Genomic DNA, 22530 nt, shown 5'->3' with positions numbered 1-22530 from the left:
AGCCCCGAATCCATTTCCGGGAGCACGTCGCAAGGCCGCCATGGACAGCCCTCCCACCCTCTCAGTGGGCTACACCGTCGGGCTCGGCCTCGACTTCGAGACCAGCGTCGCGTTCGCCGCCCGGGAGGGGTTCGCGTTCGTCGAGATACTGCTCGACGGGCCCTACGCCCGCCACCGAATCGAGTCGCACGCCGACGCGATGCGCGAGACGCTCGAGGCGCACGGCGTCGACTGCGCGGTCCACCTCCCGTTCGCCGTCGCCGTGGGGTCCCCGTTCGAATCGGTCCGCGAGGGCGTCGTCCGAGAGTTCGTCGCCGGGATGGACCTCGCCGTCGACCTGGGCGCGGACCGGGTCGTCTTCCACCCCGACTCGGACGCGTGGGAGCGCGGCTGGACCGAGGCCGAGACCCGCGAGTTCGTCCACGCCGGACTGGACGAACTGGTGCCGGCGGCCCGCGAGCGCGGCCTCACGCCGTGCGTCGAGAACATCGTGAACGGCTACTACGACGTCCACGGCTTCCCGGACCTGCTCGAGCGCTACCCGGAGATGGCGATGACGTTCGACACCAGCCACGCCCTGCTCGCCGGGATGGACGAGGCCGAGATGGCCGCGTTCTGCCGCGAGTGGACAGACCGCATCGCCCACCTCCACCTCGTCGACACCCGGAGCGGGGACGAACACCTGCCGGTGGGGATGGGCCGCATCGACTTCGCGACGGTGTTCGAGGGGCTGGCAGGGTGGAAGGGGACGGCGACGCTCGAAGTCGGGACCCACGACTACGACACCATTGCGCTGGGGAAGCGCCACGTCGACGAACTGGTAGGGTGAGACGTGGCCACCGAGGGCGTGTGCCACTAGCAGGTCCAGCGGACGCGTACGAACCGCGGCGTGACAGCGGTTCGACCGACGAGCAGACCCACGAATCGCGGTACAACTGGACCGCCAAGCACGGCCGCCGGCGGCGGTCGCGCTGCGGTGCTGAGCGGTGGCGAGCCGAACGAGGTGAGGCGAGCCTCGCTGGCCGAGCGTAGCGAGTCCAACGGTGGGGTCCAGTTGTACCGCGCTCGGCTCCCCGCTCGACTCCACGCACACCCACGTACACTCCGACTCCACGAGCCAACAGCGAGACGCTGTCCTCTAGAACTCGTCCACCGGCGCCGGTACCCCGTCGTCAGCGTCCATCTCGAACTCCTCTCGGAGCTTCCGGATACGGTCGCGGATGTCCGCCGCGAGTTCGAACTCGAGGTTGTCCGCGGCCGCGCTCATCCGCTCCTCCAGCTGCTCTATCAGTATCTCGGCCTCCTCGGGGTCGTCCGCCTCCAGCCCGGAGACGCCGCCCGTGTCCGTCTTCGAGCCGGGGAGGTTCGTCTCGCCGATGGCCTTCTCGATGGTCGTCGGCTCGTGGCCGTGTTCCTCGTTGAACTCCGTCTGGATGCGGCGACGGCGCTGGGTCTCGTCGATGGCCTCGCGCATGGCGTCGGTCACCTCGTCGGCGTAGAGGACGACCTCGCCGTTGACGTTCCGGGCGGCCCGGCCCATCGTCTGGATGAGCGTCGTTCTGGAGCGGAGGAACCCCTGCTGGTCGGCGTCGAGGATGGCGACGAGCGACACCTCGGGGATGTCCAGCCCCTCTCGCAGGAGGTTGATGCCGACGAGCACGTCGAACTCCCCCTTGCGCAGGCCGCGGACGAGTTCGTGGCGTTCGAGTGTGTCCGTCTCGTCGTGCATGTACTCGACGGCGACGCCCGCCTCCTCGAGGTACTCGGTGAGGTCCTCGGCCATCCGCTTGGTGAGGGTGGTGACGAGCGTTCGCTCGCCGCGGTCGATGCGCTCGTCGATGCGCTCCATGAGGTCCTCGACCTGTCCCTGCGCGTCGGTCACCTCGACCTTCGGGTCGACGAGGTGCGTGGGCCGGACGATCTGCTCGACGATCTGCTCGGAGTGCTCGCGCTCGTAGTCCCCGGGCGTCGCGCTCACGTAGAGCATCCGGTCGGTCTTCGCCGTGAACTCCTCGAACGACAGGGGTCGGTTGTCGAACGCGGTGGGGAGCCGGAAGCCGTTCTCGACGAGCGACTCCTTGCGGGCCTTGTCGCCGGCGAGCTGGCCCCGAACCTGTGGGAGCGTCTGGTGGGACTCGTCCACGACGGTGAGGAACTCGTCGGGGAAGTAGTCGAGCAGGGTGTAGGGCGCTTCCCCGCTCTCGCGGTCGCTCAGGTGCAGCGAGTAGTTCTCGATACCCGAGCAGTAGCCCGTCTCGCGCATCATCTCGAGGTCGAACGTGGTGCGCTCCTCGATGCGCTGGGCCGCCACGAGATTACCCTTGCGCTCGAAGTAGCGGACCCGGCGCTCCATCTGCTCCTCGATCTCCTCGATGGCCCGCTCCAGTCGCTCCTCGGGGATGGAGTAGTGCTCCGCGGGGTGGAACAACACCGCGGGCTCCTCGGACTTGAGTTCCCCCTCCAGCGGGTCGAGCTTGCTCATCCGGTCGACCTCGTCGCCCCAGAACTCCACGCGGACAGCGTAACGGCCGTACATCGGGAACACCTCGACGGTGTCGCCCCGGACCCGGAACGTGCCGTTCGTGAAGTCCACGTCGTTGCGCTCGTAGTTCAGGTCCACCAGCCGCGAGAGCAGTTCGTCGCGATCGATCTGCTGGCCGACCTCCAGCCGCATCGCCATGTCGACGTAGTTCCGCGGGTCACCCAGCCCGTAGATGGCCGAGACCGAGGCGACCACGATGACGTCGTCGCGGGTCAGGAGCGACCGGGTCGCGGAGTGGCGCAGGCGGTCGATCTCGTCGTTGATGCTCGCGTCCTTGTCGATGTAGGTGTCCGTCTGCTCGACGTAGGCCTCCGGCTGGTAGTAGTCGTAGTAGCTGACGAAGTACTCGACCGCGTTGTCCGGGAACAGGTTGCGGAACTCCTCGTAGAGCTGTGCGGCGAGGGTCTTGTTGTGGGCGATGACGAGCGTGGGCTGCTGGGTCTCCTCGACCACCCACGAGACGGTGTTGGTCTTGCCCGACCCGGTCACGCCGAGCAGGGTCTGCTCGCGCATCCCGGACTCGTAGCCGGAGACGAGTTGCTCGATGGCCTCGGGCTGGTCGCCCGCGGGGTCGAACGGGGCCTCGACCCGGAACGGTACCGCCGCCTCGGGCCGGTCCGGCTGGAGCGCGCCGCCGGTGTTGCTCATTGGTGGAACGCAGGGGTCGCTCGCACTTGAGGAGTCGGTTCGCGGTGGGAGTGGTCGGCCCGCTCAGTCCGCACAGCGGAGGTCCCGGAGGTCGGCGAGGCGCTTGCCACCCTCCAGCGGTGCGCGGGTCGCGTCGGCCGCCTCGACGGCCCCTATCGCCGCCTCGAGGCCGTAGCCACGCTCGTGGACGAGCCACAGCGCGAGGACGTGGCCCGTCCGCCCGATGCCGGCCGAACAGTGGACGAGGACGCGTTCGCCCGCGGCGTCGGCCTCCTGGAGGAACGGCAGGACCTCGTCACAGAACAGGTCGCGGTCGATGGGCTCGAAGTCCGTCACCGGGGCGTGCAGGACGCGGTCGGCCCCGAAGTGGTCGCGGTAGGTCCCGAGCAGGTCGTCGTAGTGTGACAGGTGCGCCCCGTCGAGGAGACAGCAGACCCGGTCGATGCCCCGGTCGTCGGCGAACGAGAGCCAGTCGACCACGGTGTCGTCCGGCGGCGCGCGGCGGTGACCGGGCCGGCAGGCACCGAACACCGTCGGTTCGTCGGGCGTGGCGGGGGCGAAGTTGTACGGCACGGTGGGCCGTGGGTCCGGCGGGACAAAGCGGTGAGGGCCCGTCGCCGACACAACAGTAAGGTGCGTGGACAGCTAGCACACGGCTATGCCACTCATCGAGGCGAAGGTCCAGCGTGGCGCACTGAGCGACGAGCAACTGGACGACCTCGCCACGCGGCTGACCGAGGTCGCGAGCGACGCCGAGGGCTCGGACCTCGAGAAGGCCAAGCCGGTGACGTGGGTCACCGTCGACGAGTACGACCGGGGCCACTGGCAGGTCGGAGGCGAGCGCAGCGACGACCCGCGGTACCTGATACACGCCCACCTCGCCGCGGGTATCGCCGACGAGGCGGGGAAGGACCACCTCGTCGCGGGGATGACCGACGCCGTCCGCGAGGTGGTCGGCGAGGACGCGTTCGTCCCGATGGCCTGCTGGGTCGTCGTCGACGAGGTGCCGTCGCGCCACTGGGGCGCGGGCGGATCGCGGCTCTCCTCGGCCGAGATCGCGAACGTCGTCGGGGCGGAGCTGGCCGAGGCGGCCCCCGAGGAACTGGAGGCCGACGACGACTGACCGGCCGCGCGACACCCCGCTTTACACTCCCGCACCCCGTACCGGGTGGTATGTCCGACACCCCTCGCGTCGTCACGCTCCTGCCGTCGGCGACGGAGCTCGTCTACGCCCTCGGCGTCGAACCGGTCGCTACCTCCCACGAGTGTGACTACCCGCCCGAGGCCGCCGCCCTCCCGGCGGTCAACCGCTCGAACGTGGACCCCGAGGCCTCACCCGCCTCCATCGACGAGCAGGTCGTGCAGGCCGAGCAGGCGGGCGGCGTCTACGAGATCGACCTCGCGGCGCTGGAACGCGCCGACCCCGACATCGTCGTCTCGCAGGGCATCTGTGACGTGTGCGCGGTCGACGCCGTCCTCGTCCGCGAGGCCGTCGACGAACTCGGCCTCGACTGCGAGGTGCTCACGACGGACCCCCACTCGCTCGAGGACGTGTTCGACGACGTCGAGCGCATCGGGGCGGCGCTCGGACGCGAGGCGGCCGCCACGGAGCTGCTGGCCGACCTCCGGTCACGCGTGGAGGCGGTGCGCGAACGCGCCGTCGACCTCGACCGGCCCCGCGTGGCCGTCCTCGACTGGACGGACCCGGTGATGGTCGCGGGCCACTGGGTCCCCGGTCTCGTGGAGACGGCCGGTGGCGCGTACGGACTGGAGGAACCCGAGGGGCGCTCGCGCCCGCGGGAGTGGTCGGAGATACGTGAGTACGACCCCGAGGTGCTCGTCGTGGCGCCCTGCGGGTTCGGGCTGGACCAGACGCTGGAGCACCTCGACACGCTCACCGAGCGCGAGGGGTGGGCCGACCTGACCGCGGTCCGCGAGGGCCGCGCGTACGCGATGGACGGACACCACTACGTGAACCGGCCGGGACCGCGGCTCGTGGAGACGCTGGAGTACCTCGCGGGCGTGATACACCCGGAGCGGTTCGACGCTCCGGCGGACGAGGCGGTCCGCTCGCTCGGGCGGCCCGCGCGACACCCGTCGGATGACGACTGACCTCGTCTTCGAGCGGTCGGCGTGGGAGGCCGTCGTCACGCACGCACGCGAGGGCGCACCCGAAGAGGTGTGTGGGGTGCTGGCCGGGACGCGGGAGGGCGACCGGGGGCGCGTCACCGAGACGCGGCGGGTCCCGAACGTCGCGGCCACGCCGGAGAGCCGGTACGAACTCGACCCGGCCGAACAGGTGCGGGCGATGGACGCGCTGGAGGACGCCGGCCACGAGGTGCTCGGGTTCTACCACTCACATCCTCGGGGCCCGGCCCGGCCGAGCGGGGTGGACGAAGCGCAGGCGACGTGGGTGGGATACGCCTACTGTATCGTCTCGCTGGCGGACGCGGAGCCGACGGTGGGGAGCTGGCGGTGGACGGGGGAGGAGGAGGGATTCGTGGCCGAGACGGTGCGGGTTCAGTCGGCCTGAATCCCGCAGGTGGACTCGTAGGTCACGTCGTGGATGGAGTCGATACCCCCTTCCTGACAGACCGGGCAGTCCGGCCGGGGCTGAATCGGGATCTCCTCGAAGGTCGTGTCGGCGGCGTCGTAGACGAGGAACCGGCCGTCGAGCGTCTCGCCGTACTCCAGCAGGAGCTTGATGGTCTCGGTGGCCTGGATGGTGCCGACGGTCCCCGGGAGGACGCCCAGTACCCCGGCGGTCGCGCAGTCCGGCACCGTGCCCGGTTCGGGGGCGGAGGGGAACAGACAGCGGTAGCAGGGGCCACCCTCGTTGGCCTCGAAGGTGGTCAGCTGCCCCTCGAAGCGGAGGATGGCGCCGTGGGAGAACGGGACCCCGGCGAGCGTGCAGACGTCGTTGACGAGGTAGCGGGTGGCGAAGTTGTCCGAGCAGTCGACGACCACGTCGTAGTCGTCCACGAACCCCTCGGCGTTCCCCACCTCGAAGCGTGTCTCGTGGGTCTCGACGGTCACGTCCGGGTTCTGAGCGTTCACGAAGTCGCGTGCCGACTCGACCTTGGGGCGGCCCACGTCCGCGTCGCGGTGGACGACCTGTCGCTGGAGGTTCGACCGCTCGACGGTGTCGTCGTCGACGATACCGAGCGTCCCGACGCCCGCGGCCGCGAGGTACTGCAGGACGGGCGAGCCGAGCCCGCCGGCGCCGACGACGAGCACCCGTCCGTCGAGCAGTTTCGCCTGCCCGGCCGGCCCCACGTCGTCCATGATGATGTGTCTGGAGTAGCGGTCGAGTTGGTCGGGCGAGAGGTCGAGGCTCATACGCGGCGTTGGCGGGCCGCCGGCATAAGCCGACGGGGCGGGAGTGGAACGGGGATGTGCGAGGAGCGCGCGTGAGCGCCGGACCCGGCACTGTACAGCACAAGGTTTATCACCTAGTACGAGAACTTCCGGACGCACACGCCGGGGTGTCACCCGACAGCCACTGCTTTGCCGGTTCTTTCCACCTGCTTTTATACTACCTTGGTGCGTACTTGGAGATGCATCATGGCGCAACCTGCACCAGGCTTGGAAACCATCGCGCTGGGGATCGGGACCCTCGGGATGGCACTCGGTACCCTCGCGTTCATCGCGATGGGCGCGGGCGAGACGAACGAGAAGAAACAGGAGTTCTACATCATCACCATCTTCATCGCGGCCATCGCCGCGGTGTCGTACTTCTCGATGTTCATGGGGTTCGGCGTCATCGAGGTGGTGGTGGACGGCGAAGCCCTGGTGATATACTGGGCTCGCTACGCCGACTGGCTGTTCACGACCCCGCTTCTGTTGCTCGACCTCGCGTTGCTCGCGGGGGCGAGCCGTAACACCATCGCGACACTCGTCGGGCTCGACGTGGCGATGATCATCACCGGCCTCGTCGGTGCACTCGCGACCGAGGGCGCGGCGATGCGCATCGCGTGGTGGGGTATCAGCACGGGCTTCTTCGTGGTCCTGCTGTACTTCCTCGTCAGCACGCTGAGCAAGAACGCCGCCCAGAAGTCGGGCGACGTCGCTGCGCTGTTCAGCACACTCCGGAATCTCGTCATCGTCCTCTGGACCGCCTATCCCATCGTGTGGATCATCGGGACCGAGGGGACGCTCGGACTGATTCCGCTGGGCGTCGAGACGGCCGCGTTCATGGTGCTCGACCTGGCCGCGAAGGTCGGGTTCGGGTTCATCCTGCTGCGCAGCCGTGACGTCCTCGACCAGGCCTCCGCTCCGTCCGCACAGGCTGCGGACTGAGCGGGCGGCCGTGCGCTTCGTGAACCGACGACGACCATTTTTCGGCCGACGACGACCCCACAGTCACGACTGACGATGACACTCACCTACCTGCAGTTCCACGCGCTGTTCCTGCTCCCCGCACTGGCCGTGCTCGGGGTGACCGCCCGACGGGCCCGGACCAGGGTCGAGGTGCCCTCGCTCTACGGGTTCGACGCCCGTGCGGTCGGGATTGGCATCCTCGCCGTCGCCGCGTTCGTCTACACCACCCCGTGGGACAACTACCTCATCGCACAGGGCGTCTGGGGGTACGGTGAGGGGGCCGTCTTCGCCACCTTCGGGCACGCGCCGCTCGGCGAGTACCTCTTCTTCGTCGTCCAGACGGTGCTGACCGCACTCTGGCTCTACACCGTCGGGGTGGACGTCTCGGACCTGCGCATCACGGCGCCGCAACGAGCCCTGGGTGTCGGCGCGGGCGGTGTCGTCAGCGTCGTCGGCTGGTGGTTCGCCGCCACGGACGCCGGGTTCTACCTCGGTACCCTGCTTATCTGGGCCGGGCCGGTGCTCGCGCTCCAGTGGGGGTTCGGCTGGACCTACCTCGTCCGGCACTGGCGGACCGTCACCGTCGCCGTCGGGGTGCCGACGCTCTACCTCTGGATACTGGACACCTACGCCATCCGGACGGGTATCTGGCACATCTCCGACCGCTACACCCTCGGGGTCGACCTGCCGGGGCTCGGACTCCCCATCGAGGAGGCCGTGTTCTTCCTCGTGACGAACGTGTTCGTCGTCCAGGGGCTCGTCCTCTGGGAGTGGGTGATCCGCCGGTGGCGCTAGTCGGGTCGGCGTTCGACGGCCGGTACGCCGCCGTCCGAGAGACGCTCGACGGGACCGCCATCCGGCCCGTCTGGGTGCTCCACGCGCTGGTCGTCCTCCCGTTCGCGCTCGGCCTCGAGGTGCCGCTCGTCGTCCAGTACGTCCCGCTCGCGGTGAGCGCGCTCCTCCTCGGCCTGCCCCACGGCGCCGTCGACCACCTCGCGCCGACGCGCGTCCGCGGTGAGGCACCCACGCTCCGGTCGCTCGCCGGGGTGGGCGTGCTCTACGGCGTCCTGGGCGGCGCGTACCTCGCCGCGTGGTTCCTCGCACCCGTCGCCTCGTTCGGCTTCTTCATCGCGATGACGTGGGCACACTGGGGACAGGGCGACGTGCACGCGCTCGTCGCGCTGGAGGGGGTCGAACACCTCCGGACGACCGGGCAGCGCGTCGCCACGCTGGTCGTCCGTGGTGGGCTGCCGATGCTCGTCCCGCTCCTCCTCGGCGTCGACCAGTACCGCGAGGTGGCGACCCTGCTGGTCGGGCGATTCGGCGTCGAAGCGGCCGCGCTCGACCCCCTGTTTCGTGTCGAGACGCGACTCGCGCTGGGGGTCGGGTTCGCGCTGCTCACCGTGGCGACGCTGGCAGTCGGCCTCGCGCGGGCGCCGGGCGGCCTCGCGGACGCCGGGTGGCGCCGCGACGCCGGCGAGACCACGCTGTTGTGGGCGTTCTTCCTCGCGGTCCCGCCGATACTCGCTGTGGGTGTCTACTTCTGTCTCTGGCACGCGGTGCGACACGTCGCTCGGCTGGTGACGCTCGACTCGGACGGCGAGCGGGCGCTCCGCCGGGGGGACGCCGTCGCGGCGCTGGCGGGGTTCTACCGCGACGCCGCACCGCTCACGCTCGTCTCGCTCGCGTTCCTCGCGGGGTTCTACTGGCTCGTCCCCGTCCGGCCGGGGACGCTCCCGGAGACGGTGGGGCTCTACCTCGTCCTCATCGCGGTGCTGACGCTCCCACACGTCGTCGTGGTGTCGCTGATGGACCGGGTGGAGGGCGTCTGGCGGGTGGCGTAGTCGGGCAGACGCGCTCGGAGCCGACCGGCAGTACAGCGGTGCGGTACAGTCGTACCGCGACTCGCCCGTCTGCTCGCCGGTCACGACAGGGGCGTTCGAGCGACTGGAGAACGTTCCCTACTCCTCGCGGTCGCGGTAGACGAGCGAGAGGACGACGGCGAACACGATGGGCGAGAACAGCGCCATCACCATCGCGAGCATCGCCAGCCCCGCCGGGCCGCTGACGAGGTCGGTGATGGCGAACTCGCCTCCTTCGCCGCCGCCCTCACCACCCTCGCCACCCGTGCCGCCATCGCCGCCCTCGCCACCGCCGCCACCACCGCCGTTCCCGCCCGGCGCCTCGGTCGCCGCCGGGGGTTCGACGGCGCTGCCGGTGGCGTCGCCCTCGCCGCTCCCGACGACGACGGCCCCCTTCATCCCGAGGGTCTCGTGGGGTTGACAGACGTACTTCGAGATGCCCTCGCCCTCGAACTGGACGGCGAAGTGGACGCCGGCCTCCTGTATCAGTTCGGACTCGTAACCCCCGCCGTCCTCGAGGACGTTGTGCTGGCCGCCCTCGCCGGTCCACTCGAAGACGACGGTGGTGCCGGGGTCGACGCGGATGGCCGGCGGCTCGAACGCGAACGCGCCGCCGTTGCCCTGCGCGCCCACCTCGACGCGGACCGTGTCCTGCCCGGTGAAGTCCTCGGTCCCCTCGAAGTTGGAGACGTCGTCGAACCAGCCACCGTAGTCGACCTCGTCCTGTGCGGCGGCAGTCCCCGCGCTCGCGGCGGCGGCCGTCGCGGCCGCGGCACCCGCGCTCGTCCGGAGGAACGCCCTCCGACCCATGTCGGCGTCCGAGTTCATGCATCGCGTTTCCGGGGCGGAGATAAAGGGCCTGTCGAATCGCCACACCGGGAGCGCACGGGGGCAGCACCGCGAACCACAACCGCCTTGCCCGGGCCACCCGCCGTTCGAGCCGTGTCCGACACCGACCGCCGCTTGCAGTTCCTCGCGCTCTACGTCACGCGGTTCGCCGGCGGCTTCGGCCTCGTCACCCTCGCCACGCTCCTGCCCGACTACATCAACCTCTTCCAGCCCTCGGACTTCGTCGTCGGGCTGTTCACCGCCGGGCTGACGCTGGGGCAGGCCGCCGCCATCGTCCCGCTGGCGTGGGCCGGCGACCGGTACGACAAGCGGCTCGTCCTGCTCGGCTCGCTCGCGCTCTCGCTCCTCACCTACGTCGCGTTCGCGCTCGTCGACGGCTCGTTCTCGTTCGTCCTCGTCCGCGGCCTGCAGGGCGCGGCCATCACCGGCACGTCACTCATCGCGCTCTCGACGGTGGGCGAACTCTCGCCGACGACCGAGCGGGCGAACCACATCGGGAAGGCCAACGCCGCCCGGCTGGCCGCCGGCGTCGGTGGCCCCATCGCGGCGGGTGCCATCTACTCCGTCTACGGCTTCGAGGTCGTCTACGCCATCCTCGTGGCCCTGTTTGCGCTCGCGTTCCTCGGCGTCGCGCTGTTCGTCCCCCGCGACGAGACGCGCATCCACGGCGCGCCGTTCACCGGCCTCGCGTTCAACGACCGCATCCTCACGCTCACCGGCTTCCGCGCCCAGTACGCCGTCGCCGTGACCCTCGTCCGGACGTGGGTGCCCATCTACGCCGGCGTCGAGGTGGCTCGCGGCGGTCTCGGTTACTCCACGCTCGCGGCGGGCGGCCTCGTCGTCGGCGTCGTCATCGCCGCCGAGAAGGTGACGAACATGCTCGCCCAGCCCTACACCGGGCGGCTCTCCGACCGCTTCGGTCGCTCCGTGTTCGTCTTCGCCGGCGGCGGGGCCTACGGGCTGGTGGCGCTGTGCGTGCCGTTCTCGCCGGCCATCGGCGCGGCGCTCGGCGCGCCCGTCGCCTTCCCCGTCGTCGGTGCGCTCTCGCCCGCGTTCCTCCCCCTGCTCGCGCTGAACGGTCTGCTCGGTGTGGCCGACGCCTTCCGCGAACCCGCGAGCATGGCGCTGTTCGCCGACGAGGGAGCCGACAGCGACTCCTCGGGCGTGGCCTCCTCGTTCGGCATCCGCGAGATCGTCTGGCGCCCCGGCAGCGTCGGCGCGCCCATCCTCGGCGGCCTCCTGATGGCCGGGCCGGGGATGGCGTGGGTGTTCTTCGTCGGCGGTGCCGCGGCGGTGTCGGCTGCGGTGACGTTCGTCGGCCTGCTGACCCGGACCTTCGGCCGGCAGGCGCTCACGAGTTGGTGAACGGAGAGCTGGCCGGCCGAACCGGTGCCCGCTCAGCTCGACACCGTGTCGCAGGTCCAGCCGGGGTCCTCGCCGGTGTGCCGGATGCGGTCGACCCGGCAGGCAGGGCAGATGTCGGGGTCGGTCGACCCGCGCGGGACGTACACCGCACCGCCGCAGTCCACACACGCGTCCGGGACGATGGTCGTACAGTCCGCACAGAGGTTGAAGTCGTCGACCGTCAGGTCGCGCAGGGGCTCGAGTTGTTTGTCCAGAGTGTACTCGTCGACGACCGCCAGACAGCGGTGACACTGTTTCATGTCGGTACAGATTGTACTATGTGAACACAGCACATATACCTACGTGATCGAACAGGACGTGGTTGCCGGTACCGCCCCCGCTCAGTCGCCCGGTTTCCGGTGCCTCGCGGTGGGCCGGCAGGTGCGTCGAAGCTCCACCGCCCCGGTGGCGGGTCGTGGTACCTCGACCCTCGCAAGCGTTATCCCCCGGACCACACAACGTTCGTCTGTAATGGCAACCGGTAAAGTTGACTTCTTCAACGACACAGGCGGCTACGGTTTCATCTCGACTGACGACGACGCGGTCGACGACGACGAGGACGTGTTCTTCCACATGGAGGACGTGGGCGGTCCGGACCTCGAGGAGGGCCAAGAGGTCGAGTTCGACATCGAATCGTCCCCCAAGGGACCGCGCGCGTCGAACGTCGTCCGCCAGTAACACCGACACTCGTCCGTCGCGTCACGCGATAGACGACGATACCGTTCTTTCGAGGCAGCACGTCCCGAGCGGCGGCCGCGTCTCGGCCACCCGCCGAACGCTCGACCGGCCCACCCGAGTGCCTATCTCCACGGGCGCCGTCGCCTCTCCCATGTTCACGCTCGACATGGACCGGTTCCTGTTCGAACTCGACGAGGGCGCGCTCAAGCACGTCGGCCCGTCGAACCAGTCGGCGACGGCGAAACTCTACGACGTCGACGAGGTGGAGGTCCGGGAGTTCGGCGACAACCGGGTGAAACTCGCGTTCGCCGACGCGGACGGGAACGAGGTGGAGGTGGCGCTGTTCCCGGAGCAGGCGAGCGAGGTGGCTCGTGGCATCGAGGAACTGGAGGCGGAGAGCCGGGTGTTCGAGTAGCGCGTCAGGGTTCGCGGTAGCGCTTCACCGTCAGCACGCCGCCGAGCAGCGACAGGACCCCGCCGATACCCGCGAGTGTCAGCGGTGTGTCCGAGCGCTGGGCCCGGAGGAACGCCCCGTCCGGGTCGTCGGGCACGACGTACGCGGTGACGTTCTCGCCGGCCTCGTACTCGCGCACGGCGTCGCGGGCGGCCGACTCGGTCTCGTACTCGGGGGCCGTCGTCGCGGGGAACAGCCGTGTCCCCTCGTAGGTCTCCCCGTCGTACTGGTACGTGAACCGGACCTGCGGTTCGTAGTTCACGCCGCGGGTCGAACTGCTCGACTGGCTCTCGATGCCCACCTCCGTGACGGTGGCGTCCACCTCGACGGCGTCGTCGATGGCGTCCGACTGCTGGGTGTAGTCGTAGACGCCGTAGCCGGTGATGGCGAGGCCGACGAGCAGGAAGCCGACGGCACCCGCGAGCGTCTTCGGCCCGCCGACGCTGTCGATCTGCAGGCCGGAGTCACGACCCATCTACCACACACCACCGTGGGGGGAAGGGGGGAACTGGCGGGCGGACGATACTGGTCGACGGGGGCGACGGTGCTCGTGGAGGGCGACAGGCATCGGATAGTCGCTGACCGGGCGTTCAGAAAAGCGTGGTGGGTCGGGGGAGCGTGCCCGACGTCACTCCTCGACGTCCAGCGCCGCCCCGTTGATGCAGAACCGCTGGCCCGTCGGGTTCGGCCCGTCGTCGAAGACGTGGCCGAGGTGGCCACCACAGTTCGCACAGAGGACCTCCGTGCGGACCATCCCGTGCGAGCGGTCCTCCTCGAACTCGACGGCGCCCTCCTTCGCGTCGTAGAAGGAGGGCCACCCGGTTCCGGAGCCGAACTTCGTGTCCGAGTCGAACAGTTCGGTGCCACAGCCGGCGCAGGTGAACGTCCCCTCGCCCTCGTAGTCGATGAGGTCCGAGGAGAACTTCGGCTCGGTCCCCTTCTCGCGGAGGATGCGGTACTCCTCGTCGGTCAGCAGTTCCCGCCACTCCTCGTCGGTCTGGGGCATCTCGCGCGGTTCGTTGCTCATACTCCGAGTAGGCACTGCAGGCTCTTGGCCGTTGGCCTCGCGGACGTGCCCACCGACCACGAAGCCACACCGACTTGTACGGGCCCCTCCTACGGGCGGGCGTGACCGAGCAGACCACCGAGGGAGAGTACCGCGTGCTGGAGTCGACACGCGACCGGGCGGAGTGGCTCCTGCTCGACGTCGAGAGCGCCGACCCAACGTACGTGGCCCGCGAGGGGTACGACGAGCCGTTGCAGTCGGCCGTCGACGGGGTGACGGCGGGCAACCGCCTCCGGGCCGAGCTCGTGTGGGACGACGGTGACCCGCGGTTCGACGACCTCGAGGTCATCGAGGAGACGACGGTCGCGTTCACCCGCACGCGGGAGGACCTGTTCGGCGACGCCCACGGAGCGTGGCGCGACGCGGAGGAGGCCGGCCAGCCGATGGGGTCGCGGGTGCTGGTCGGGCAACAGGGCGGCCAGCCGGTCGGCGTCGTCTACACCTTCGCCGACCAGCCGGGCCAGCGCGACCTGTTCGAGGAGTTCCGCGACGGCGTGAAGCCGCTCGAACCCCTGCTCGAACGACTCACCGAGGCCGAGGACCCGCCGTTCGCCGCGTTCGTCGTCGACCACCACGACCTGCCGTTCCTCGCGGTGGTGCTCGCGTTCGACCGGGACGGCGTCCTCGCGACGACGATGCGCGAGACGTACTTCGGCGCCTCGCTGTTCGACTCGGGCGCGCTCGACGTGGACGTGGCCGGCGGCTACGAGGGGGATTTCGACTTCGACGCGCCCGGTGGCAGCGGTGGCCACGACCACGACCACGACTGACGAATCCGCCGGGGGGCGTAGGCTTATCCGCACCCGGCGACCCCTCGGGGTATGGCAGACGAACTCGATTCGAGCGACGCGGACGAGGCGGCCGATCCGTACCACGACGTGTGGGAGACGCGGGTCCGGTTCGCCGAGACGGACGCGCAGGGCGTGGTGTTCTTCGGCGAGTACCTCACCTACCTCGACGAGACGTTCGCGGCGTTCCTCGAGGCGATCGACTACCCCTACGACCAGCTCGTCGCGGAGGGCTGGGAGACGCACGTCGTGAACGTCGACGTGGACTACCACGGCGCCGCGAGGTTCCCCGACGACCTCGTCTGCGGTACCTACGTCGGCGCCATCCGGAACAGTAGCCTCACGTTCGAGTGGCGGTGTCGTCGGGGCGAGGAGACACTCGCGTCGGGGACGGCCACCCACGTCGCCGTCGACGCCGAGGGCGGAGGGTCGGTGCGGGTTCCGGACTCGTTTCGCGACGCCGTCGTCGGCTTCCAGTCGGTCGCACCGGACCCGGTCTGAGCCGGAGGGAGTGCCGCCAGCGGGTCCAGTGTGAGTGACACAAACACACAAGACCACCGAGCACATACGCTCCCCATCCGTCGGGGCGGCCCGACGCTCCCCACGCCATGACGACAGAGACGCCGGCCAGACGGAAACCGTCCGACGGGTCCACGACACCGATACACGTACTGGTGGTCGACGACGACCCGCACCTCCTCACCATCGCCGACCAGTTCCTGTCGCGCGAGGACGGGTTCGAGGTGGCGACGGCCGAGAACGCGCTGGACGCCTGTCGCGTCCTCCGGGAGGAGCGGGTCGACTGCGTCGTCAGCGACTACCGGATGCCCGCCGTCGACGGCATGGACCTGCTCGAGACCATCCGGGAGACGGAGGACGTCCCGTTCGTCATGTTCACGAACAAGGGGTCGGACGAACTGGAAGACCGGGTGGGGCGTCTCGACGACACCGCCTACGTCCGGAAGGGTGTGGGGACCGAGCGGTACGACGAACTCGCCTCGACGGTCCGGGGGGTGGTCGAGGCACGCGACGGGAACACCGAATAGCACGGAGCCCCCAGGGAGCGGTATGAGTGTCTCGGACGACGAGCTGGCCGAACGACTGGAGGAGCGACTGATGAGTCACGGGGTGTACGTGGTCGACTACACCGAGTCCGAGGGGGCGTTGCACGTCGCCTACGAGACGGCGACGAAGGGAGAGGGCGTGGCGAAGAGCGAGATCGGGCGCCTGCTGAACGTCCTGCTCGACGCCCGCGAGGACGGCTGGGAGCCGCGCGACGTGAACGCGTGGGTGTACGACATCGAGGACGGACCGGTCTCCGACCGGGACCCGAAGGGCCGCTGGGAGGCCCGCGAGGGGTGGCTGTACGCGCTGGAGGAGGGGTACCTCTCGGAGACGGACTTCTCGACGCTCGTCCTCTCGACGGTCCGGACGTAGGTTGAAGTGGGGAGCCGGGACCACTTCCGGCTATCACCAGACCGTCGCCGGGGGTCGGTCGAGGTCGTTGTGCGGGGCGCCGCCTCCGGAGAGCGACCGAGCGGGTCCCGCCTGTCAGCCCACCACGCCAGCGCTAGCAGACCGGCTTCGGGTCCAGTCCCATCCCGGTGAGCGTCTCGGCGTAGTCGTCGTACGCCGTCCCGATGGCGTCCTCGGCGGCCTTCTGCGCGCGCACCCAGTCACCGTCGGCCACACAGACCGCGTCGAGCACCTCCGCGCCCGTCTCGACGGTGGCCTGCGTCTCGCTCCGGATGGTCCGGAACTCGTCGGCAGCGGCGTTCTCCGCCTCGTTGACGAAGAAGTTGACCACCTGCAGGAGCGTGCGCTCGGCCGCCAGCGGCCGGCCGATCAGCCCCGCGCCCGCCCGCTCGGCGGTCGACTCCAGCCCCCGGAGGTACCCGTGGAGTGGGTCCGGGTCCGGGTCCGGGTCCGGGTCGGCGACCGACTCGCCGAGCAGGGCCTCGATGCGCTCGCGGTGGTCGGCCTCCGTCTCGGCGACGGACTCGAACACCTCGCGGGCGGTGTCGTCCGGCTCGTCGGCCGCCCACGCCGCGAACGTCGCCTCCGCGCGCGCCTCGGCCGCGGCGGCCGCCCGGAGCACGTCGCCCCGCTCGAGCGACGCGTCCGTCTCCGCGATGAGTGCCTTCTCCTTCCCGAGTCGCTCCAGTGCCGTCGCCTCGCTCTCACGGACCGCGTCCACGAGTGCCTCGCCGTTCATGAGCGACCCGTGGTCGCCGAGCCGGGTAGCCTTTCCCCCACCCGAAGTTATCCGCCTCGGCCGCCTACCGGAGGCCATGAGCGACGACGCCATCACCGCGGCCGACCTCCAGCGACGGCTGGACGCCGGCGAGCAGGTGACGCTGCTCGACATCAGGAACCGCGAGGAGGTCGACGCCTGGAAGCTCGACGGCCCGACCGTCGACCGGGTCGAGGTGCCGTACGTGAAGTTCGTCTCCGCGCAGGTGACCGGCGGTGTCACGGACCTCGTCCCCGACGTCGAGGGACCGCTCGTCGCGGTCTGTCCGCGCGGCGAGGCCAGCGACGAGGTGGCCGCGATGCTCCGCGAGGCCGGCGTCGACGCCGTCAACCTCGCGGGCGGGATGGAGGCCTACGCTCGCGTCTACGAGGCGACCGAGCTGCCGAGCGACGCGACGGGCGACGCCACGGTCGTCCAGTACCGCCGGCCCTCCTCGGGGTGTCTCGCGTACCTCGTCGTCTCGGGGAGCGACGCGCTCGTCGTCGACCCACTGCGCGCGTTCGCCGACCGCTACGCCGCGGACGCGACCGACTACGGCGCCGAGCTCCGCTACGCCGTCGACACGCACGTCCACGCCGACCACGTCTCCGGCCTGCGCGACGTGGCCGCGGCGACCGGTGCGGCGCCCGTGATGTCCGCCCGCGCCGTCGAGCGTGGCGTCACCTTCGACGTCGAGACGGTCGGGGACGGCGACACGCTCCGAATCGGAGAGACCGAGGTCGAGGTGGTCGCCACGCCCGGCCACACGACCGGGATGGTCTCGCTGCGGGTCGGCGAGGTGCTCCTCACCGGCGACGGCCTGTTCGCGCGTGGCGTGCCGCGGCCGGACCTGCAGGAGGGCGCGGAGGGTGCCGAGGAGTACGCCCGCGAACTCCACCGCACGCTCACGGAGCGACTGGCACGGTTCGACGACGGAACCCTCGTCGCGCCGGGGCACTACACGCCCGGCGACGTGCCCAGCGCGGACGGGAGCTACACCGCCCGCCTCGGCGACCTTCGCGAGTCGCTCTCGGTGTTCTCCGAGGACCGCGAGGCGTTCGTTGAGCGCGTGCTCGCGGACGTACCGCCGCGGCCGGCCAACTTCGAGGAGATAATCGAGGCGAACCTCGGCCGTGCGGAGCTGGCCGCCGACGAGGCGTTCGAGGTGGAGCTGGGACCGAACAACTGCGCGGCCGCCGCGGACTGAATGGTCGACCCCGCCGGCGCCCGCGAGCACCTGCTGGGCGAGCGCCGCGCGTTCGTCGAGGGGGTGCTGGCCTGCGCGGACCGGGTCGCCGACGGCTGGGCCGGCGACGGGACCACCGACCGGACGGCCGTGGTCGACCCGTTCGAGTCGTTTCTGGAGCGGTCGGGGCTGGCCGAGGCGTCGCCGGCCCTGCTCGCCGAGTGTGTCGACCGGGCGGGTACCACGCTGTCGGCTCCCCCCGTCGCGGCCCCACCCTACGTCGTCGTCACCAGCGAGGGGGTGGTCCTGCGCGCGACGCTCGACGGGGGGCGACTGGTCGTGACGCTCCGGGCGTTCGCGGTGGACCGGACCGGCGAGCGGCCGCGCTACGTGCGCGGGCCGACCGACCCGGAGTCGGCCGTCTCGGTCGAGTTCAGAGCCCGGTGAGCTTGTCGCGCTCGTAGAGGCTCAGTTCGTGGACCATCGACGGCGACTGCTCGGCGGCGAACGCGATGGCCTCGGCCACCTCGGCGGGTTCGACCACCTCGCCGGGGGCGAACCGTTCGGCCTGACTCGTCCCGTCGAGGTCGAACTCCGTCCGCACCGCGGCGGGGTTGACGACGGTGACGCCCACGTCGTCCTCGCCGACCTGCCCGGAGACGGACTTGGCGAACCCGCGTAGCCACCACTTCGTCGCCGCGTACACCGGGTTGTACGGCCGTGGGTACTCGCCGGCGTACGACCCGACGTAGATCAGGTGGCCACCGGACTCCTTCAGGTACGGGATGGCCGCGCGGGTGAGGAAGAACACCCCGTCGGTGTTGGTGTCCTGCATCGCGCGGTACGCCTCGCTCGTCATCGACTCGACGTCGCTCCCGCGGGCGAGCCCGGCGTTGGCGACCACCACGTCGAGGTCACCGAACTGGGCGGCTGCGGCGTCCACGAGGTCGGCGACCGCGTCCTCGTCGCGGACGTCCGTGGGGACGACGAGCGTCTCGGCGTCGTGGGCCGCCTCAAGGTCGTCGGCCACCTCGTGTAGGCGCTCCTCACGACGGGCCGCCAGCACCACGTTCGCGCCCTCACGGGCGAGGACGCGGGCCGTCTCCCGCCCGATACCGGAACTCGCGCCCGTCACCACCGCCGTCTGCGCTGAGAGGGGTCCCTCGGTCATGTACGGGGCGACGAAGCCGGGGCGTATCCGTCTTGCCCCGACGCCGGAGCGGCCCGTGAGTCCGGGGCGGAAGTGGAGCCGTCGGGCGCGAACGCGACCCTGACGGTCGGACACCCCGGCGGCCGGGGAGTTCGACCCGAAGGCGAGGGGTCCGTGACCACGGCGGTCAGTTCCGGCCCGGAACCCACACGTTCTTGTCCGCCGGCCCGCGATTCGGTCGGTATGGCAGACGGTATCGTCGGCGAGTTCTTCGACCTGAAACAGGGGGCCGAGGCGGACCTGCTGGCGATGCAGATGGGCGACTTCTACGAGTTCTTCGGTGACGACGCCGAGACGGTCGGCGCCGAGTTGGACCTGAAGGTGTCGAAACGCTCCTCGGGCGGCGAGAACTACTCGATGGCCGGCGTGCCGGTCGACGACCTCACGCCGTACCTGAAGGCGCTGGTCGAGCGTGGCTACCGGGTCGCCGTCGCGGACCAGTTCGAGGACGGCGGGGACATCGAGCGCCGCGTCGCACGGGTCGTGACCCCGGGGACGCTGGTCGACCCCACGGACACCGACGCGCGCTACCTCGCCACCGTCGTCCGCGAGGGCGACCGCGTCGGTCTCGCGTTCCTCGACGTGACGACAGGGCAGTTCCGGGCGACGGCCGTGACCGGCCCGGACGCCCGCGAGCGCGCCCTGACCGAGCTCTACCGATTCGCCCCCACGGAACTCCTCCCCGGCCCCGAGTTGCGCAACGACGACGCGTTCCTCACTCGCGCCAGAGAGCGCGTCGACACCACCCTCACCCTCCACGACGCCGAGGCGTTCGCGCCGGGACGGGCGCGTCACACCCTCCGCGAGCAGTTCGGGGCGGCCGCCGAGAGCGTCGGCCTCGACGACGCTTCGGGCGCCGATGCGGTGGCGACGCGGGCCGCCGGCGCGGCGCTCGCGTACGTCGACGAGACGGGCGTCGGGGTGCTCGCCTCGGTCACCCGCATCGGCACGTACGACCCGGACGAGCAGGTGACGCTCGACGCCACCACCCAGCGCAACCTCGAACTCGTCGAGACGATGACCGGGGCGGGGCAGTCCCTCCTCGACACGGTCGACCACACCGAGACGGCAGCGGGCGGTCGCCTGCTGAAGGAGTGGCTCACCCGGCCGCTCCAGCGTCGCGGTGAACTCGCCCGCCGGCAGTCCGGCGTGGCCGCGCTGGCGGCCGACGCGATGGCCCGCGAGCGACTCCACGAACTCCTCTCGGGGGCCTCGGACCTCGAACGACTGGCCTCCCGGTCGGTGAGCGGGAGCGCCGACGCCGGCGCGCTGTTGCGGGTCCGGGACACGCTGGCGCTCCTCCCAGAACTGGACGCCGCGCTGGACACCGAGCGACTCCGCGAGTCCCCGGCCGCGGGCGTCCTCGAATCGGTCGACCGCGAGGCCGCCGCCGACCTGCGTGAGACGCTGGCCGAGGCGCTGGCCGAGGACCCCCCGAACACGGTGACGCAGGGTGGCCTCCTGTGCCGCGGGTTCGACGACGAACTCGACGAGCTGGTCGAGCGCCACGAGAGCGCGCTGGAGTGGGTAGAGACGCTCGCCGAGCGCGAGAAACGCGAGACAGGCCTCTCGCGGCTCTCGGTCGACCGGAACAAGACGGACGGCTACTACGTGCAGGTGGGCAAGAGTCAGGCCGACGACGTCCCCGAACGGTACGAGGCCATCAAGACGCTGAAGAACTCAGAGCGGTTCGTCACGCCCGAACTCCGGGAGAAAGAACGCGAGATACTCAGGCTGGAGGAGGCCCGCGGGGAACTGGAGTACGAACTCTTTCGGGAACTGCGCGAGCGGGTGGCCGAGCGGGCCGACCTGCTCCAGTCGGTCGGTCGGGCCGTCGCGGAACTGGACACGCTGGCGTCGCTGGCGACCCACGCCGTGCGCAACGACTGGACCCGCCCCGAGTTGACGGACAGTGACGACCTGGACGTGACCGCCGGTCGGCACCCGGTCGTGGAGCAGGACGTCGAGTTCGTGCCGAACGACCTCCGGATGTGTACGGATACCGACGACGAGCGCCGCTTCCTCGTCGTCACCGGGCCGAACATGAGCGGGAAGTCGACCTACATGCGCCAGTCGGCGCTGATCGTGCTGCTCGCGCAGGTGGGTAGTTTCGTCCCTGCCGACCGCGCGACGGTGGGGCTCGTCGACGGCATCTACACCCGCGTCGGCGCGCTCGACGAACTCGCACAGGGCCGCTCGACGTTCATGGTCGAGATGCAGGAGCTCTCGAACATCCTGCACTCCGCGACCGAGGACTCACTGGTAATTCTGGACGAGGTGGGCAGAGGGACCGCGACGTACGACGGCATCAGTATCGCGTGGGCCGCGACCGAGTACCTCTCGTCCGCCCAGTCGAACGTCGCCTCGCCGAAGGTGCTGTTCGCCACGCACTATCACGAACTGACCGGGCTCGCAGAACACATCGACGGCGTCGAGAACGTCCACGTCGCCGCCGAAGAGCGCGACGGGGACGTCACCTTCCTCCGGTCGGTCGTCGACGGGGCGACGGACCGCTCGTACGGGATTCACGTCGCGGAGCTGGCCGGTGTCCCCGACCCGGTCGTCTCACGAGCCCGCGAGGTGCTCCGCCGGCTCCGCGAGGACGAAGCGATCGACGTCCTCGGCAGCGAGCGCGAGGGCGGTGAGACCCAGCAGGTCGTGTTCGACCTCGGGACCGGCCAGTTCTCGGGCGGCGGGCGGCGCGACGCGCCGCCGGACGGACGAGCGGCGACCGCTGATGGGGGGAAAGATGACGCACTCGACCCGGCGACCGAATCCGTGCTAGATGAACTTCGTGGGACGGATGTCAACGAAACACCCCCGGTAGAACTGCTCGCAAAAGTGCAGGAGTGGCAGTCCCGGCTAGAAGAGGAGTGACGACGTGTCTCCTCTCGGCTGGAAGAGGCGATAGATTCGCTCACGGTAGCGTGACTCGATGTCTTCATGACATCCTCCTCGTCGTGAACGACGAGGGTTCCCCATCCGCGCTCGGGGCCGCTCCGGCCATCGCACCACTGAAAACGGTGCATGGGACTCCGGTGCGTCCGACGGGGGCAAATCCACCCGCGTGAGCGGGGTGTCTCGGTTTGTGCGCGATACGTGAGTCCCGTGAGGGATGTGGCGGGTTGCGCGTCCCGAGGGACGCGGTATCTCCTTGCACCGTGCATCCCCGTCGCCCGCGAAGGGGTTGGGGGATGCCCCCGGACGCCGATTGCTCCGCGTCCGGGCACGGGTCGTGCCATCGACACGCCTGTCCTTTCTGCCACGGTGGACAGGCTCAATCGCGGCAG

At 70.3% G+C, this 22530-nt stretch carries 26 protein-coding genes; 17 read left to right on the top strand and 9 right to left on the bottom strand.

Features of this window, described 5'->3' with window-relative positions; translation table 11 throughout:
* The first annotated feature begins 40 nt into the window (after window positions 1-40).
* Window positions 41-829 (top strand): sugar phosphate isomerase/epimerase family protein, encoded by a 789-nt coding sequence (locus tag N0B31_RS16960; protein WP_260592806.1) that lies wholly within the window; start codon window positions 41-43, stop codon window positions 827-829.
* A 309-nt stretch (window positions 830-1138) separates the two neighbouring features.
* On the opposite strand, the gene uvrB is transcribed toward N0B31_RS16960, so the two are convergent.
* Window positions 1139-3190, bottom strand: a complete 2052-nt coding sequence (gene uvrB, locus N0B31_RS16955) for an excinuclease ABC subunit UvrB (RefSeq protein ID WP_260592805.1) — start codon at window positions 3188-3190, stop codon at window positions 1139-1141.
* Window positions 3191-3253: 63 nt separating this feature from the next.
* Window positions 3254-3763: a protein-tyrosine phosphatase family protein gene (locus tag N0B31_RS16950; RefSeq protein ID WP_260592804.1), complete on the bottom strand. Its 510-nt coding sequence runs from the start codon at window positions 3761-3763 to the stop codon at window positions 3254-3256.
* A gap of 85 nt (window positions 3764-3848) precedes the next feature.
* On the opposite strand from N0B31_RS16950, the gene N0B31_RS16945 reads away from it, so the two are divergent.
* The 3 genes from N0B31_RS16945 to N0B31_RS16935 are packed head-to-tail and all read left to right on the top strand — an operon-like array spanning window position 3849 to window position 5723.
* A complete protein-coding gene (locus N0B31_RS16945) occupies window positions 3849-4313 on the top strand; it encodes a tautomerase family protein (protein ID WP_260592803.1) in 465 nt (154 codons plus the stop codon).
* A gap of 50 nt (window positions 4314-4363) precedes the next feature.
* Complete coding sequence (locus N0B31_RS16940; protein ID WP_260592802.1) at window positions 4364-5302, top strand: cobalamin-binding protein; 939 nt, start codon at window positions 4364-4366, stop codon at window positions 5300-5302.
* A complete protein-coding gene (locus tag N0B31_RS16935) occupies window positions 5292-5723 on the top strand; it encodes a desampylase (RefSeq protein ID WP_260592801.1) in 432 nt (143 codons plus the stop codon). Before N0B31_RS16940 ends, N0B31_RS16935 begins: the two co-directional genes overlap by 11 nt.
* On the opposite strand, the gene ubaA is transcribed toward N0B31_RS16935, so the two are convergent.
* Window positions 5711-6529: an SAMP-activating enzyme E1 gene (gene ubaA / locus N0B31_RS16930; protein WP_260592800.1), complete on the bottom strand. Its 819-nt coding sequence runs from the start codon at window positions 6527-6529 to the stop codon at window positions 5711-5713. The genes N0B31_RS16935 and ubaA overlap by 13 nt on opposite strands.
* A 225-nt stretch (window positions 6530-6754) precedes the next feature.
* Here ubaA and N0B31_RS16925 point away from each other — a divergent pair, with 225 nt between their 5' ends.
* From N0B31_RS16925 to N0B31_RS16915, 3 genes are all read left to right on the top strand, one after another.
* Window positions 6755-7489 (top strand): bacteriorhodopsin, encoded by a 735-nt coding sequence (locus tag N0B31_RS16925; protein WP_260592799.1) that lies wholly within the window; start codon window positions 6755-6757, stop codon window positions 7487-7489.
* 75 nt (window positions 7490-7564) lie between these two features.
* Window positions 7565-8305, top strand: a complete 741-nt coding sequence (locus N0B31_RS16920) for a lycopene cyclase domain-containing protein (RefSeq protein WP_260592798.1) — start codon at window positions 7565-7567, stop codon at window positions 8303-8305.
* Complete coding sequence (locus N0B31_RS16915) at window positions 8296-9354, top strand: Brp/Blh family beta-carotene 15,15'-dioxygenase (RefSeq protein WP_368389194.1); 1059 nt, start codon at window positions 8296-8298, stop codon at window positions 9352-9354. Before N0B31_RS16920 ends, N0B31_RS16915 begins: the two co-directional genes overlap by 10 nt.
* Window positions 9355-9471: 117 nt before the next feature.
* Here N0B31_RS16915 and N0B31_RS16910 read toward each other — a convergent pair whose 3' ends face one another.
* Complete coding sequence (locus N0B31_RS16910) at window positions 9472-10200, bottom strand: halocyanin domain-containing protein (RefSeq protein WP_260592797.1); 729 nt, start codon at window positions 10198-10200, stop codon at window positions 9472-9474.
* Between the two features lie 114 nt (window positions 10201-10314).
* Between N0B31_RS16910 and N0B31_RS16905 the strand changes: the two genes are divergently transcribed.
* Window positions 10315-11586 (top strand): MFS transporter, encoded by a 1272-nt coding sequence (locus N0B31_RS16905; protein ID WP_260592796.1) that lies wholly within the window; start codon window positions 10315-10317, stop codon window positions 11584-11586.
* A gap of 32 nt (window positions 11587-11618) precedes the next feature.
* Here the strand turns inward: N0B31_RS16905 and N0B31_RS16900 are convergent, their stop codons facing one another.
* On the bottom strand, window positions 11619-11885 hold the full coding sequence (locus N0B31_RS16900) for a DUF7571 family protein (RefSeq protein ID WP_260592795.1): 267 nt from the start codon (window positions 11883-11885) through the stop codon (window positions 11619-11621).
* 211 nt (window positions 11886-12096) lie between these two features.
* Between N0B31_RS16900 and N0B31_RS16895 the strand changes: the two genes are divergently transcribed.
* Together N0B31_RS16895 and N0B31_RS16890 are read left to right on the top strand one after the other, a co-directional pair.
* Complete coding sequence (locus N0B31_RS16895) at window positions 12097-12303, top strand: cold-shock protein (protein WP_260592794.1); 207 nt, start codon at window positions 12097-12099, stop codon at window positions 12301-12303.
* Window positions 12304-12454: 151 nt separating this feature from the next.
* Window positions 12455-12718, top strand: coding sequence for a hypothetical protein (locus tag N0B31_RS16890; RefSeq protein WP_260592793.1), 264 nt, complete (start codon window positions 12455-12457; stop codon window positions 12716-12718).
* Window positions 12719-12722: 4 nt separating this feature from the next.
* On the opposite strand, the gene N0B31_RS16885 is transcribed toward N0B31_RS16890, so the two are convergent.
* Window positions 12723-13232 carry a DUF3592 domain-containing protein gene (locus N0B31_RS16885; protein ID WP_260592792.1) on the bottom strand — a complete coding sequence of 170 codons (510 nt, stop codon included), beginning with the start codon at window positions 13230-13232 and terminating at the stop codon, window positions 12723-12725.
* 153 nt (window positions 13233-13385) lie between these two features.
* Window positions 13386-13784, bottom strand: coding sequence for a peptide-methionine (R)-S-oxide reductase MsrB (gene msrB, locus N0B31_RS16880; protein WP_260592791.1), 399 nt, complete (start codon window positions 13782-13784; stop codon window positions 13386-13388).
* A 101-nt stretch (window positions 13785-13885) separates the two neighbouring features.
* On the opposite strand from msrB, the gene N0B31_RS16875 reads away from it, so the two are divergent.
* The 4 genes from N0B31_RS16875 to N0B31_RS16860 all read left to right on the top strand — a co-directional run bounded on the left by N0B31_RS16875 (window position 13886) and on the right by N0B31_RS16860 (window position 16048).
* The gene (locus tag N0B31_RS16875) at window positions 13886-14593 is read left to right on the top strand and encodes a DUF6663 family protein (RefSeq protein ID WP_260592790.1); all 708 of its coding nucleotides are present in this window, start codon (window positions 13886-13888) and stop codon (window positions 14591-14593) included.
* Window positions 14594-14644: 51 nt separating this feature from the next.
* On the top strand, window positions 14645-15112 hold the full coding sequence (locus N0B31_RS16870; protein WP_260592789.1) for an acyl-CoA thioesterase: 468 nt from the start codon (window positions 14645-14647) through the stop codon (window positions 15110-15112).
* 107 nt (window positions 15113-15219) lie between these two features.
* A complete protein-coding gene (locus N0B31_RS16865; RefSeq protein WP_260592788.1) occupies window positions 15220-15657 on the top strand; it encodes a response regulator in 438 nt (145 codons plus the stop codon).
* A gap of 22 nt (window positions 15658-15679) precedes the next feature.
* Window positions 15680-16048, top strand: coding sequence for a DUF8159 domain-containing protein (locus N0B31_RS16860; RefSeq protein WP_260592787.1), 369 nt, complete (start codon window positions 15680-15682; stop codon window positions 16046-16048).
* Between the two features lie 133 nt (window positions 16049-16181).
* Here the strand turns inward: N0B31_RS16860 and N0B31_RS16855 are convergent, their stop codons facing one another.
* On the bottom strand, window positions 16182-16826 hold the full coding sequence (locus tag N0B31_RS16855) for a rubrerythrin family protein (protein ID WP_260592786.1): 645 nt from the start codon (window positions 16824-16826) through the stop codon (window positions 16182-16184).
* 76 nt (window positions 16827-16902) lie between these two features.
* Between N0B31_RS16855 and N0B31_RS16850 the strand changes: the two genes are divergently transcribed.
* Together N0B31_RS16850 and N0B31_RS16845 are read left to right on the top strand one after the other, a co-directional pair.
* The gene (locus N0B31_RS16850) at window positions 16903-18051 is read left to right on the top strand and encodes an MBL fold metallo-hydrolase (protein WP_260592785.1); all 1149 of its coding nucleotides are present in this window, start codon (window positions 16903-16905) and stop codon (window positions 18049-18051) included.
* Window positions 18052-18477: a DUF7988 family protein gene (locus N0B31_RS16845; RefSeq protein WP_260592784.1), complete on the top strand. Its 426-nt coding sequence runs from the start codon at window positions 18052-18054 to the stop codon at window positions 18475-18477.
* Here the strand turns inward: N0B31_RS16845 and N0B31_RS16840 are convergent.
* Window positions 18464-19201, bottom strand: a complete 738-nt coding sequence (locus tag N0B31_RS16840) for an SDR family oxidoreductase (protein WP_260592783.1) — start codon at window positions 19199-19201, stop codon at window positions 18464-18466. The two genes, N0B31_RS16845 and N0B31_RS16840, sit on opposite strands and share 14 nt — an antisense overlap.
* A gap of 222 nt (window positions 19202-19423) precedes the next feature.
* Between N0B31_RS16840 and mutS the strand changes: the two genes are divergently transcribed.
* Complete coding sequence (gene mutS / locus N0B31_RS16835) at window positions 19424-22117, top strand: DNA mismatch repair protein MutS (protein ID WP_260592782.1); 2694 nt, start codon at window positions 19424-19426, stop codon at window positions 22115-22117.
* Window positions 22118-22530: the final 413 nt, after the last annotated feature.

This window comes from Salinirubellus salinus (assembly GCF_025231485.1).
GTDB lineage: Archaea > Halobacteriota > Halobacteria > Halobacteriales > Haloarculaceae > Salinirubellus > Salinirubellus salinus.
This window is presented reverse-complemented; position numbering and strand designations above follow the sequence as displayed.

Coding starts and splice junctions, on each gene's coding strand:
- N0B31_RS16960 (WP_260592806.1), top strand. CDS start 41: ATGGACAGCCCTCCCACCCTCTCAGTGGGCTACACCGTCGGGCTCGGC.
- uvrB (WP_260592805.1), bottom strand. CDS start 3,190: ATGAGCAACACCGGCGGCGCGCTCCAGCCGGACCGGCCCGAGGCGGCG.
- N0B31_RS16945 (WP_260592803.1), top strand. CDS start 3,849: ATGCCACTCATCGAGGCGAAGGTCCAGCGTGGCGCACTGAGCGACGAG.
- N0B31_RS16940 (WP_260592802.1), top strand. CDS start 4,364: ATGTCCGACACCCCTCGCGTCGTCACGCTCCTGCCGTCGGCGACGGAG.
- N0B31_RS16935 (WP_260592801.1), top strand. CDS start 5,292: ATGACGACTGACCTCGTCTTCGAGCGGTCGGCGTGGGAGGCCGTCGTC.
- ubaA (WP_260592800.1), bottom strand. CDS start 6,529: ATGAGCCTCGACCTCTCGCCCGACCAACTCGACCGCTACTCCAGACAC.
- N0B31_RS16925 (WP_260592799.1), top strand. CDS start 6,755: ATGGCGCAACCTGCACCAGGCTTGGAAACCATCGCGCTGGGGATCGGG.
- N0B31_RS16920 (WP_260592798.1), top strand. CDS start 7,565: ATGACACTCACCTACCTGCAGTTCCACGCGCTGTTCCTGCTCCCCGCA.
- N0B31_RS16910 (WP_260592797.1), bottom strand. CDS start 10,200: ATGAACTCGGACGCCGACATGGGTCGGAGGGCGTTCCTCCGGACGAGC.
- N0B31_RS16900 (WP_260592795.1), bottom strand. CDS start 11,885: ATGAAACAGTGTCACCGCTGTCTGGCGGTCGTCGACGAGTACACTCTG.
- N0B31_RS16895 (WP_260592794.1), top strand. CDS start 12,097: ATGGCAACCGGTAAAGTTGACTTCTTCAACGACACAGGCGGCTACGGT.
- N0B31_RS16890 (WP_260592793.1), top strand. CDS start 12,455: ATGTTCACGCTCGACATGGACCGGTTCCTGTTCGAACTCGACGAGGGC.
- N0B31_RS16885 (WP_260592792.1), bottom strand. CDS start 13,232: ATGGGTCGTGACTCCGGCCTGCAGATCGACAGCGTCGGCGGGCCGAAG.
- msrB (WP_260592791.1), bottom strand. CDS start 13,784: ATGAGCAACGAACCGCGCGAGATGCCCCAGACCGACGAGGAGTGGCGG.
- N0B31_RS16870 (WP_260592789.1), top strand. CDS start 14,645: ATGGCAGACGAACTCGATTCGAGCGACGCGGACGAGGCGGCCGATCCG.
- N0B31_RS16865 (WP_260592788.1), top strand. CDS start 15,220: ATGACGACAGAGACGCCGGCCAGACGGAAACCGTCCGACGGGTCCACG.
- N0B31_RS16860 (WP_260592787.1), top strand. CDS start 15,680: ATGAGTGTCTCGGACGACGAGCTGGCCGAACGACTGGAGGAGCGACTG.
- N0B31_RS16855 (WP_260592786.1), bottom strand. CDS start 16,826: ATGAACGGCGAGGCACTCGTGGACGCGGTCCGTGAGAGCGAGGCGACG.
- N0B31_RS16850 (WP_260592785.1), top strand. CDS start 16,903: ATGAGCGACGACGCCATCACCGCGGCCGACCTCCAGCGACGGCTGGAC.
- N0B31_RS16845 (WP_260592784.1), top strand. CDS start 18,052: ATGGTCGACCCCGCCGGCGCCCGCGAGCACCTGCTGGGCGAGCGCCGC.
- N0B31_RS16840 (WP_260592783.1), bottom strand. CDS start 19,201: ATGACCGAGGGACCCCTCTCAGCGCAGACGGCGGTGGTGACGGGCGCG.
- mutS (WP_260592782.1), top strand. CDS start 19,424: ATGGCAGACGGTATCGTCGGCGAGTTCTTCGACCTGAAACAGGGGGCC.